This is a genomic window from Bacillus sp. SM2101 (assembly GCF_018588585.1).
GTDB lineage: Bacteria > Bacillota > Bacilli > Bacillales > SM2101 > Nanhaiella > Nanhaiella sioensis.
This window is the reverse complement of sequence record NZ_JAEUFG010000010.1, coordinates 23,740-36,731: the sequence shown is the minus strand read 5'-3', so window position 1 is coordinate 36,731 and position 12,992 is coordinate 23,740. Positions and strand designations below refer to the sequence as shown.

10 protein-coding genes are annotated in these 12,992 nt (G+C 34.0%); 3 read left to right on the top strand and 7 right to left on the bottom strand.

Features of this window, described 5'->3' with window-relative positions:
• The first annotated feature begins 63 nt into the window (after positions 1-63).
• Positions 64-300, top strand: coding sequence for an IDEAL domain-containing protein (locus JM172_RS11450; RefSeq protein ID WP_214482438.1), 237 nt, complete (start codon positions 64-66; stop codon positions 298-300).
• A 62-nt stretch (positions 301-362) separates the two neighbouring features.
• Here JM172_RS11450 and abc-f read toward each other — a convergent pair whose 3' ends face one another.
• Together abc-f and JM172_RS25160 are read right to left on the bottom strand one after the other, a co-directional pair.
• On the bottom strand, positions 363-2,243 hold the full coding sequence (gene abc-f / locus JM172_RS11445; RefSeq protein ID WP_214482437.1) for a ribosomal protection-like ABC-F family protein: 1,881 nt from the start codon (positions 2,241-2,243) through the stop codon (positions 363-365).
• 499 nt (positions 2,244-2,742) lie between these two features.
• Positions 2,743-2,877, bottom strand: a complete 135-nt coding sequence (locus tag JM172_RS25160; protein WP_284730449.1) for an RAxF-45 family protein — start codon at positions 2,875-2,877, stop codon at positions 2,743-2,745.
• 413 nt (positions 2,878-3,290) lie between these two features.
• Between JM172_RS25160 and JM172_RS11440 the strand changes: the two genes are divergently transcribed.
• Entirely contained in the window at positions 3,291-4,790 is a 1,500-nt protein-coding gene (locus JM172_RS11440; protein ID WP_483297255.1) for a methyl-accepting chemotaxis protein, read from the top strand.
• 349 nt (positions 4,791-5,139) lie between these two features.
• On the top strand, positions 5,140-5,787 hold the full coding sequence (locus tag JM172_RS11435; RefSeq protein ID WP_214482435.1) for an SDR family oxidoreductase: 648 nt from the start codon (positions 5,140-5,142) through the stop codon (positions 5,785-5,787).
• 319 nt (positions 5,788-6,106) lie between these two features.
• On the opposite strand, the gene aceA is transcribed toward JM172_RS11435, so the two are convergent.
• The 5 genes from aceA to JM172_RS11410 all read right to left on the bottom strand — a co-directional run bounded on the left by aceA (position 6,107) and on the right by JM172_RS11410 (position 12,728).
• Complete coding sequence (gene aceA, locus JM172_RS11430) at positions 6,107-7,390, bottom strand: isocitrate lyase (RefSeq protein ID WP_214482434.1); 1,284 nt, start codon at positions 7,388-7,390, stop codon at positions 6,107-6,109.
• A gap of 205 nt (positions 7,391-7,595) precedes the next feature.
• Positions 7,596-9,185 carry a malate synthase A gene (gene aceB / locus JM172_RS11425; RefSeq protein WP_214482433.1) on the bottom strand — a complete coding sequence of 530 codons (1,590 nt, stop codon included), beginning with the start codon at positions 9,183-9,185 and terminating at the stop codon, positions 7,596-7,598.
• Between the two features lie 145 nt (positions 9,186-9,330).
• Positions 9,331-10,590: an MDR family MFS transporter gene (locus tag JM172_RS11420; protein WP_214482432.1), complete on the bottom strand. Its 1,260-nt coding sequence runs from the start codon at positions 10,588-10,590 to the stop codon at positions 9,331-9,333.
• Positions 10,591-11,085: 495 nt separating this feature from the next.
• Entirely contained in the window at positions 11,086-11,793 is a 708-nt protein-coding gene (locus tag JM172_RS11415) for a phosphatase PAP2 family protein (protein ID WP_214482431.1), read from the bottom strand.
• 2 nt (positions 11,794-11,795) lie between these two features.
• Positions 11,796-12,728 (bottom strand): glycerophosphodiester phosphodiesterase family protein, encoded by a 933-nt coding sequence (locus JM172_RS11410; protein ID WP_214482430.1) that lies wholly within the window; start codon positions 12,726-12,728, stop codon positions 11,796-11,798.
• Between the last annotated feature and the right edge of the window lie 264 nt (positions 12,729-12,992).

Sequence of the window (12,992 nt, the reverse complement as noted above, 5' to 3'; positions counted from 1 at the left end):
TTTTTGGTTGATTTTTCACTTAATTATCCATATAATATAAAAAAGACGTAGGAGGGATTTTTAATGAGAGAAAAAAAGTCGTATACTGAAATCATGAAATCCCACGGCAAAGATCAAAAATTGCTACACGATGCTACTATGATTGATGTATACATTCAAATGGTAATAGACTCTGCTATTTATGATAGAAAAAAAGAATTACTTTTACAAAAAATTGATGCTGCTTTAGATTGCAGGAACAATGAGTTATTTATGAATCTTTCACAGGAATATAACAACTTACTAAAGCTTTCCTCATAACGATTTACTTGATCAAAAGCTACGTACTTAAATGCTGAGTACGTAGCTTTTTTTGCTGTAGTTTATAGCATCTCATCTAAAGTTTCATACAGGTCGTCTCTTTCAGTACTTAATAATTCTCTCTTCTGCTGCAATTCTAATAAATTAGTTAGTTCAAATTCTTGTTCCATTAGTTGCTCAATCTTATTAATTTCATCTTCTAATGCTTCAACTTTTATTTCTATATACTGTACTGTTACAGTTTCTTGTTTATTAACGGATATCATTGTTTTTTTGACATAATGATTCTCACTTTTGGCTTTAGCTGGAGTTAGACTAAGTTCTTTTCTTTTTCCTTTTGCTTCATCGTAACTTCCTTCATATCTTGTTAGTCCATAGTCTTCAATCCAATAAGTGACCTTAAAGCATTTATTTAACAAATAACGGTCGTGTGATACACAAATCAGCGTCCCATCAAAATCTTCAATGGCATCTTCAAGTACCTCACGAGAGTCAATATCAAGGTGGTTTGTTGGTTCATCTAAAATGAGTACATTAAGTTGTTGCTGCATAAGTTGTGCTAAGCGCAATCGCATTCGTTCACCACCACTAAGGCTTGAGACTTTTTTAAAAACATCCTGGCCATAAAACATAAATCTAGCTAGAATGTGCCGAGCATCAGCTTGTGATATCGGTACTTCATTACAAAAGTGCTGAAGGATCGATTCTTCTTTGTTGTCATACTTAAGCTGCTGGGATAGATAACCTATTTTAACTTGATTTCCTACTTTAACAGCCCCTTCGTCTACTTGTTCATTACCTAATATCATTTTTAATAATGTTGTTTTACCGCTTCCATTATGTCCTACAATTGCCACCCTATCTCGAAATCTAACATACATTGAGGCATCGTTAAAAAGTTTTTTCCCTTCAAACTTTTTACATATTTGATCAATGACGATAACGTCCTTTCCACTTCTATCCTCCATATTAAAAGAAAGTGCCATTTTCTTTCTTTCAAGAATCGGACGTTTTAGTTTTTCCATCCTCTCAATTGCACGCTCCATATTTTTTGCTCTTTTATGCAATCCTTCATTTGGTGGATTCGCACGGTTTGCCCATTCTTTCAACCGTTTAATCGTTTCTCTCATCTTTTTAATTTTCTTCTGTTGCTCCTCATACGCTGCAAATTCAGCAAGTAATCTTTCTTCCTTTTCTTTAACAAATGCAGAGTAATTACAGTGGTACGTGGACAGTTCGCCAGCTTCCAAATCATAAATCTTTGTAACAATTTGATCTAAAAAGTATCGATCATGAGATATCACGAAAACTGTGCCTTCATATTGAGTTAAATACTGTTCAAGCCATTCCACAGCGTCTATGTCTAAATGATTGGTCGGTTCATCAAGTAATAACAGACTTGGCTGTTGTAGAATAACTAACCCAAGTCCAACTTTTGTCTTTTCACCACCACTAAGTTCATTAAACCTTTGTTCAAGCATTGCTTCAATTCCTAAACCATTAGCTACCTTCATGATCTCAGCTTCAATTTCATAGCCACCCAAGTTAGTAAATTGTTGTTGGACTGTCCCATACTCTTCTAATAACAACTCAAGTGACTGTTGGTTTTGCTCATTTGCCATAGCTCTTTCTAATTTTTTCATTTTTTGTTCCAGCTTTTTCACATGTGAAAAAGCATGTTGGAGAACATCTAATACGGTTGTACTAGCTTCAAAACTTGGAATTTGTGCAAGGTACCCAACTTTACAACCTTTCTGCAAATGAATTTCTCCACTATCAGGCTGTTCTATACCTGACAACAATTTAAAAATAGTTGTTTTTCCACTTCCATTTTGCCCTACAATTCCAATTCGCTCTCCAGTTTTTATTTCAAAGGAAATATTTTCGAATATCTGATTTCCTCCATACATTTTACTAATTTCATTTGCTGCACATACGATCATTTATAACCACTCCTTAACAAATTTTTAGACTAGCTAATGGGTCTTTATTATTTAAAGGGCTGTTTTCACATTAATTGTTACTTGTGTAATAAAATCTAATCACAATTATTACTAACGTTCGGGGCATCTTTCTTCTATTAAACGATGACTTTTGTGTAAACCAACATCTTTATCTTCTAATTAAGAACAATACCAACAAAGTTTAGGAAAAGAGCCATAAAAAACACAAAAAAAGCCATAGGTAAGATTCAACTACCCATGACTTTATGAAACATAAATTTACTTAACAAGAAATCATCAATCGTACACAAATTGGCATAAGAATTTAAACACAAAAAAGGAGAGCATGACTCTCCCCATAGTAGCCGATCAGATTTCTGTGAGAAATTTATATTAGATGGTGTTCAGATATGTTAGAAAATTAGTCAGATTTTTCGAGGCTACATTCTCCAACTGCTTTGGCATCCTTCTGAACACACACTATTAGGGTTAAGAGACCTTACATTCTGTTCAATATGATATGTTTTCTAAAAATGGGCATACGTATCCCGTTGAAAACAACACCATGAAAAATCGCACGGCAAATATAAATATATGCTAAAAAACCATTGCGATTAATAACAGAATGTAACATCTCTACACCTCCTTATCATTTTTCAAGATGTTTTTATTGTATCAACTGAATCATAAAAATTCAAACTTTTTCTATAAATAGGACTAACTTATATCTATTACTTAATTAGGTTTCATGTCGTATACTTTATAACTGTTGTTTACTAAATGAGAGAAACCAGATGCGGTAATACGAAACATCATTTTTTATATAACGCTCTTTGCAATTGAAACTAATTGAGGATGCAACAAGTAATTGACCCAATTTTATATGAGAATAGATGCCACGAAATCTAGTTAAAAATACGGGTTAATTTACTACAACCATTGTGAAATAATTATTTGTAAAATATATAATTTTTAGAAAAGTGTTAAGTGTTAATGAAAAATTGATATAATTATCCTATCTATCAAAAATTTGGTGTAGGAGTTGGTATGTTCATGGATTCTCTTCATAATTTTTATCAAAAGGATTTAAAACAAAAAAACAAATTAATGTTAATAGTTGTCATCATTTCAATTATCATAGGTACAGTCTCAAATATTTCAATGGAACAGCCCTTGTACATAACGGTAACGATGTTAGTTGGAGGTATTCTATTGATTAGTTATGGCATTGTGACACAACTTAATAGAATGAATGGAGCACACTTTTATATACCTGTTGTCACAATCGTTATAGCTGCTATGTTCTATTTTATTATTACGCAAAAAGTTTTTTTTGTATCTTTAGCATATCCGTTTTATGTGTTAATGATATCTATGATACATGGGCGGAGAGGAACCCTTTTCCTTGGTTTTGTATTATCGTTAGGTATGATGCCAACGATGTTTATTCTTGATGACTACTTAAATATTAATATTTATGAAATTATAAATATCTCCATTTTACTCATATTAATAACTTGTATTATATTTACAGTTCAAAAAATAAATCGTAACCATATCTCCCAAGTAAAAGATAGTTTACAACAAATACAGCAAGCAGCACAAAAAGAAATGACTCAAAAACTCGAGATTGAAAAAGAGGCTGAAAAAATAAACAAAAAAATGGTTAATCAATATAATCATGCCTCCTCAACAATGACAAATAATATGGAAGTAGCTGCAGCTATACAACAACTATCATCAAGTAGTTTTACACAATCTGAAGCAATTACAACAATTGCTGAACAAATTGAACAAACGACAACTAATATTGAACAGATCTCTACAAATGCAGCTAAATTAAAAGAAAAATCAAGTGCTTCATCAGATCTTGCAGTTAATGGTGAACGAAAAATGGGCAATTTATTAGAAAACACGGTAGAATTAGACGTAGTCATGAAGGATTTAGCTGTTACATTTCGTGAATTGAACGAAAAGATTAACGAAACAAATATTTTGACTGAAGGAATTAAAGAAATAACAACAAAGACAAACCTACTAGCGTTAAATGCATCCATTGAAGCTGCAAGAGCAGGAGATTATGGCAAAGGGTTTGCAATCGTCGCCGATGAAATCCGACAATTAGCACATTTAACTGAACAGTCAACGGAGGAGATTACAAATAATTTACAAGAAGTAAATGGAAAGACAAGTGAAGCTAACCTAAGACTAAATGAGAGCTCAGAACAGCTTAGTAAAAATGTTGACATAACGAAGGAGACAGAAAATAGCTTTCGATCCTTAAACAAAGTAGTAAATGAATTAAACAACCAAATGATTCAATTTGAAAAACTTGCGGATAATGTAAACGATACATCAATTATCATCAAATCATCTACGGCTGATTTTGCTTCAACATTTGAACAAACGTCAGCAACCTTCCAGCAAATAGCATCATCCGTCGACATTCAAAAAAAGAGTAGTAAAGAGCTTGTTACATATTTAGATGACACGAAGGAAAGTTTAGAAATGATGAGAAATATGTTTAATGATGAGAAGGTTGATTAATAGGGACAAGCTTGCTTTCACATGATTGTAGTTTGTCATACTTAGAAATAAACTCATTCTAATTAACGTACGTGGCATCTTTTCTTTTATACAATGATGACTGACAGTGTAAAACCGCTTTTTATAGTAAAAATTCAACAATAGCAACAATGTTTACAAATAGAGCCTTATAAAAGCTAAAAGACTGGCTTTGCCTCATCTTGCTGATCAATTTTTTAACAATAACCACGAAGCTTATGTAAAGAGCCTATTATTTCATAATGATCACAGGTGATTAGAAGCTCATCAAGCTGTTCTACTAAACAGAACAGCCTTTTAAAGCTAATAATATTAAGAGAGAAGGTATGAAATGAAAGTACTTGTTGTAGGTGCTAATGGTGGTACAGGACGAATAATATTACAACTACTCGGTCAGAGTGGTGAACATGACGCTGTTGCAATGATTCGTGATGACTCACAACGTGAAGACCTTATTAGTCTTGGGGCAAGCTCAACAGTTTTAGCTGATTTAGAAAAAGAGATGAGCCATGCTATCGAAGGCTGTGATGCCATCATTTTCGCAGCTGGGTCAGGCTCAAAAACTGGAGCAGATAAAACAAAACTCGTTGATGAACAAGGTGCAATTAACTTAATAAAAACAGCGGAAAGGCGTGGAGTTAACCGTTTTATCATGTTAAGTTCTGTAGGGGCTGATCTACCCGACCTTGGCCCTACTGATTCAATGAAAGGTTATTTAAAATCAAAAGGGATAGCTGATGAATATTTGAGCAATAGCTCACTCGTATATACGATTGTCCGACCAGGTAGGCTTTCTTACGATGAAGGAACAGGACATATTAGCATATCCAAAAAACTAGCTGACTATTCAGGTGATATATCTAGAGAAGACGTGGCAAAAGTACTGGTAGAATGTTTAAACATTCAGAATACCTATGGGAAAACATTCGAAATTTTGTCTGGACAGACGGATATTATAGAAGCATTGCAAAACATATAATTCATTTAACATACATGTTAATTTATGCCTAAAATATTTTCTAATTCAAACATAGCTCTGAACAACAAAGACGGATGAGCTTTATGACAGTGACAACCGTATATGTTTTTACTATGTAGCTTGTTTTTTCTACTAATAAACACGCATAAAGCTAATTTGGTGGCATCTTTTCTTCTATAATATGATGATAATCACATAAGACTTTTTGTTTATATAACAACAAAGTTAACGCTAACGAAAAACACTGGCCTTTTGTGAGCCAGTGTTTATTCTTTATTTCATTTCCCCCATTTAATTTAATCCTTGACACGCTAGTTAGTTATGCATTGGTAACAAATTGTTCTTCCTCTGTTGAACCTTTTAGAGCTGTTGTTGATGATTTACCTCCTGATACAACTTGAGACACTTGATCAAAATAACCTGTACCTACTTCTCTTTGATGCTTTGTAGCAGTGTAACCATGTTTTTCATTTCCAAATTCCGCTTGCTGCAATTCGGAATATGCAGCCATTCCTCGTTCTTTGTATCCACGAGCTAACTCGAACATACTATGATTTAACGCATGGAAGCCTGCAAGTGTTACGAATTGGAACTTATAACCCATCTTCCCTAACTCTTTTTGGAATTTTGCAATCGTTTCATCATCTAGTTTTGCTTTCCAGTTAAACGAAGGTGAACAGTTGTATGCAAGAAGCTTATTTGGATATTTTTCATGAATTGCATCTGCAAACTGTTTTGCTTGCTCAAGATCAGGTGTTGATGTTTCACACCAAATTAAATCTGCATACGGAGCATATGCTAAACCTCTAGCAATCGCTTGCTCAATGCCAGGCTTCGTACGGAAGAAGCCTTCAGGTGTTCTTTCACCAGTTAAAAACGCTTTATCGTAATCATCAATATCACTAGTAATCATATCAGCTGCATCGGCATCTGTTCTTGCGATTAACAGTGTTGGCACACCCATTACGTCAGCGGCTAAACGAGCAGAGATTAAGTTACGTACAGCAGTTTGTGTTGGAAGTAGAACTTTCCCCCCTAAATGCCCACATTTCTTTTCAGATGACAGCTGATCTTCAAAATGTACTCCTGAAGCTCCAGCTTCAATCATTCCTTTCATAAGTTCGAAGACATTTAATTGACCACCAAAACCAGCTTCAGCATCAGCAACAATTGGTGCAAACCAATCAATCTGGTCATTTTCTTCTAAATGATGAATTTGGTCTGCACGTTGCAATGCCTGATTAATTCGTTTCACAACAGAAGGTACACTATTGGCTGGATATAAGCTTTGATCAGGATACATTTGTCCTGCTAAATTTGCATCAGCAGCTACTTGCCAACCACTTAAATAAATTGCTTTTAATCCTGCTTTCACTTGTTGAACAGCTTGATTACCTGTTAACGCACCTAGTGCATTAACGTAATCCTCTGTATGAATTAAATCCCATAACTTTTCTGAGCCTTTTTTTGCTAATGTATATTCAATATCAATCGAACCTCGAAGCTTAATTACTTCTTCTGCACTATAAGGTCTTTCAACCCCATTCCAACGCTTATCCATACTCCAGCTTTCTTCTAATTTTTGAATTCTTTTATTAGTCATAATCATATTCCTCCTTGTATTTTAAGTACTTTAGCTTTCCTTTTAGCAATGACATTACAAGCTCATCTTCTTTTATATGAAGCCATTTGATGGTGATTTGTTGTGTCTTCCTTTAAGAATTAGGTTTAAACAGTGATTTTTCTTCTATATAAGACGAAATGACATACCAAAACCTTTTACAGCATACCGTTATTCCACATTCTACTTACAAGGTTTTATAACCAGGTAAAGTTAAAAACTCAGTAAATTCATCATTTGAAATTAATTGTTCAAAAAGCTTGTTTGCTTCATGATATCTACCTTTTGAGAATGTCTCTTCTCCAACCTCTTGTTTAATTTTTACAAGCTCTTCTTCTTTCAACTGTTGAACAAGCTCAGAGGTGATTTTTCTTCCATCCTCGAGAATTCCTTGAGGGTGACGTATCCATTGCCAAAGTTGTGCACGAGATATTTCAGCAGTTGCTGCATCTTCCATTAAATTATGAATTGGAGCAGCCCCTCTACCAGACAACCATGATTCAATATATTGAATTCCTACATTTATATTAGTCCGTACGCCAATCTCAGTAATTTTTCCATCTGGTACTGCGAGTAGCTCTGTAGCTGTGACGCAAACATCCTCCCGTTTTCTATATATTTGATTCGGTTCAGGCATTTCATTATTAAAGATTTCCATTGCAACAGGAACTAACGCTGGGTGTGCAACCCAGGTCCCATCATGACCGTCTAGCACTTCCCTCTCCTTGTCAGCTTGAACCTTTTTAAAGGCTTCTTCATTTGCTTTTGGATCGTTTTTCACTGGAATTTGTGCAGCCATACCACCAATTGCAGGTGCATTACGTCTATGACATGTCTTAATCGCAAGCAGTGAATAAGCTCTCATAAAAGGAACTGTCATCGTAACGAGAGATCGGTCAGGCAAAATCACATGTTCATAATTTCTTAATTTTTTAATATAGCTAAAAATATAGTCCCAACGCCCACAATTTAACCCTGCAGAATGATCGCGTAACTCGTACAATATTTCATCCATTTCAAAAGCTGCTAATATTGTTTCGATTAATACAGTAGCTTTAATTGTCCCTCGCGGAATATTTAGTTCATCTTGAGCAAACACGAATACATCATTCCACAATCTCGCTTCTAAATGACTTTCGAGCTTGGGTAAATAAAAATATGGTCCGCTATTTCGTTCTAAAAGTGTTTTAGCATTATGGAAAAAATACAATCCAAAGTCTATTAAACTAGCGGACATACTCTTGCCGCCGACTGTGACATGTCTTTCTTCTAAATGCCAACCACGGGGACGGACGAGCAACGTAGCAATTTCTTCATTCAACCTATATTTTTTACCATTTGGATTTTCGAATGTAATGGTTTTGTTCACTGCATCTCTTAGATTTATTTGTCCTTCTATACAATTTTGCCAAGTTGGAGAATTAGCATCCTCAAAATCAGCCATGAACACTTTTGCACCAGAATTTAATGCATTAATGACCATCTTTCTTTCTACAGGGCCTGTTATCTCGACTCTTCGATCCTGAAGGTCTTTAGGTATAGGAGCAATAGTCCAATCACCTTGTCGAACACCAGATGTTTCTTCCAAGAAGTCTGGCATTTCCCCAGCATCGATTTTCTGCTGCCGTTCACCTCTTTTTATTAGCAGTTCTTTTCTTCTCTCGCCAAACTGTTTCTCTAGCTTTTCAATAAACATTAATGCTTCAGGTGTCAAAATTTCATCATACTGTTCATTTCTCGTACCGTGAACTTGAATACCTGACGTCTGTATCGTCATCCGTAGCTACACACCCTTCCACCTATATTGTTATAATACAGTTTTATTTTACTAATAGTATTATATAACAGAATGGAGGAATTGCAAGGTATTTTTTTAAAAATCTGATAATTTTACTCGTAATCTGTTTTATCAGATCAAATTCTTAAGTATTTCTTCCCACTCTTGTTATATAACGCTCGTAGCTTTTATATAGTTTGATATATAGAATTACACTCATAAACGCAAAAAATAGAATTATGCTAAAGATCCCCATAGGTGAAACCCATTCAGCTAGGAATACAGTTAATGGAGCTAAAAATCTACCGATTGTAAACTGTAATCTAGATGCGCCCATATATTTTCCTCTAGCATGCTCTGGAGCATAGTCACTAACAAAATTATTTATTACTGGGGCTCTCACAATTTCTCCGAAAGTAAAAATGATTGTTAGTAAAAATAGCATCCAAATATTTGTAGAAAATCCAACTAAAAACAAGCCACCCCCAGCTAAAATTGCTGAAAGAATAAAAACGTTCCTATCAGTCCAGCTTTTTAACAATTTTGTTATAGGTAAAACAAAAAACACGAACAGGACACCATTTAACACTAACATCCACGCAAAAATCTCTTTACTGTCCAGTGCTACAGACAAGTTATTCCAAACAAATAGCTTTTGAGAAGGAACATAATTAATAATATATACTGATAAATATAAGTCTAACTGCATAATCGCTATAACAGCAGAAGCTCCTCCCAGAATGTACAACAAGAAGACTTTATCGCTTAAAATCTCCCCATACCCGTTCCATGCTTCTTTAAATCCACTGGAAATTGAATTTGCATTTATTCGTTTTCTTGAGTAATTCGGCATGGTTTCGTCTATCTTTACATAAACAATAATTGAGTAAACTAACATCACAATTGTGCAAGCCCATAACAATTCGCTAAGATAGTTAAAAAAGAAAAACGATCCTAATACAGGCCCTATAACTGCACCAATATTATTAGATGTCATAAAAGTTGCAAACACTTGTTTCCTCGCTTCTTGTGGTACTAAGTCAGCTACCATTGCATCACTAGCTGGGCCGTATATTGTACCTCCTAAGCCAATTCCAATAAACGCTAAATAATTTAACCAATACGAATCTGATATAGCAAAAATACAAAACATTATTGTTCTAATCGATGTCCCTAATAACATAGCAGCACGTCTACCTAATCTATCAGCTAGATTCCCACCAATGATAATTCCAATGATCCCTATTAAAGGGGGGATCGTCATAAAAATACCAGCAATATTATTTCCTAATGCACTTCCGAAGTAATAAGTAATGAACGGGAAATACATCCAATACAGCAAATTAAATAACATTTCACCAATTAACCGAATTTTTAAGCTTGTATTCCATGTACTAATTTTCATATAATTACTCCTTTCCATATGACCATCACCACTTTTTTAGTTACTTTATAGAAAATATAGCTAAAAATCCCAGAAAATTGCAGACTTATAAAACTGAATAATTTATACTAATAATATGAATATTAAGAGGACCGTCATTTTAATTTGAGTGCAGCAAAAAAGGAACATTTATTCGTTCCATAAAAAAAAGACTTTGGATAAAAGTTTTAAAATACTTTTATCCAAAGTCTTTTTTGCTATAGGCTGTTGTATTACAAACCAGTACAGCCAAATTTTATTAAACCACCAACGATATGAAAGAATGGTATGAATGAGGGTAATAATGAGGTTTTTTAAGTAAGGGGTCTTTCAAACATTTGGATTTGAAATTATCGATGAACTAGATTTCCTACTCTTATATGGAAATGGATATGTATGATATGAAATAGAGGCACCCTCATACGCTAATGAGGGTGCCTTTATTCTAATACGTCTCACTATCATTTTTCTTGATGATTACGTTACTTGAAGAGTATCTTTATCATTTTTTTTACTAAAGTTTTTTTTCTTCATCCATTGATACAAATATATCGAAATAATTAGGGTAACTATCCCTAAAGCATGGCCTGCAATAACATCGGTAGGGTAATGCGCTGACAGTATAATGCGACTTAGACCGATTAAAAATATAAGAATACTTCCAAAGATGCCAACGAATAACTTTGCTTTGAATGATGTTACATTCACTACAATTAAATAAGTTGCAAGTCCATATGCTAACAAACCAGTCATTGCATGACCGCTCGGAAAACTGTAGCCTAATGCATCGATCGCAGGATCGATCAAAGGTCGTTCCCTTTGATAAAAATCTTTAAGCACTTTATTAAACTCATTCTGCAAAATAACCATCGTTATGAGTAAAATAATACCTTTGAAATCCCGATATCTCCATATTAACCATACTAACATTATAACTAGCATCGTGATGACACCAGGCTTATTTCCAAGCCAAGTGATATCCTTAAATAATTGGTATACAAATGACTGTGACTCTAGAACAAAGATATCTCTAATCACTGTATCAAAGGCTACTTTGCCAGACTGTTGTATGACCTCAGCAATAATAAGAAAAATGGCGACCGAGATCAAACATAAAGCAATAAATCCAATATGATAAAGGACAGGTCGTTTTGCTGTCTCTGTAGGTTGTCTATTAATCTCCATATTTATTTATCTACTCCTTTTTGACGTAATAAATGAATAGCTTTATTCGGGTAATCCGTCATTATTCCATCAGCACCTTGTTCAAGTAAATATTCTACCATGTCTAAATCATTAATTGTCCAGTATTGGACAGCAATATTTCTTTCATGTGCTGCATCAATTAATTTTTTCGTAGTAAGATCAAAAATACTTGAGTGAGTAGGTAATTGTAGAGCTTGTTCTTTTAACGGAATAATATTTCCTAAAAATAGCTTTTGAAAAATGACATATTTTTTCGTAGTAGCACTTGCAGTACTTATAGCAACTTCTCCATTAGTAATATCGTAAAAATAATTTGCTATTTCGTCAAAGAAAGATCCTATAATCACTTTATCTTCCATTCCATATTGAAAAATAATATCAGCAAATTCATCTGCTAACTTCGTATCATTTTCTTTAATTTCTATGACCATAGGCAAATGACTATACGATTCGAACACTTCGGTTAGAGTTGGAATCGTAACGCCCTTACCTCTATAAGGAAATGAGCCATCTGGACCTACAAAATGATAGCCAGCGTCAAATGATTTCAATTCTTCAACAGAATATTCAGATACTTTACCCTCTCCATTAGTTGTTCGATCAATTGTTTCATCATGCATTACTACTACTTGTCCATCTTTTGATAGTCTCACATCAAATTCTAACATATCTACTCCGAGTGAATCAGACAGTTTGAATGCCTCTAATGTATTTTCAGGAGCTATTCCAGCTCCTCCACGGTGAGCGATCACATCTGGCTTTCCACCTACACGCAGAAGAGTGTTACTTTCATTTTTCTTAACAGGAATGATTTGGACAATCAAAAAGAACAAAATAATTAAAGCTAGTACAATTAATAACATATTTCTTACAAACCTTCCTCTCGTTTTCCTCTTCTCAGTTACAATTTCCAAACATATTTCCCCCTTGTTTTTCTATATAAATATAGCTCAATCACAACAACAATAAGAATATTTTACATTTTACACTGTTAATATTAATTTTATATTATTTAATTATATATTTATATAAAATCATGTTAATTCTTATAAAAAATGTAAGCGCTTAAAGTCATTGACTATTTACGAACTATAAAAAGATGTGGTATCTTTTCTTCTGTTCTGTAAAACGATGACAGCCTCATATAAGTTCATCCTGCTACGCTTCTTTAGCCCAGT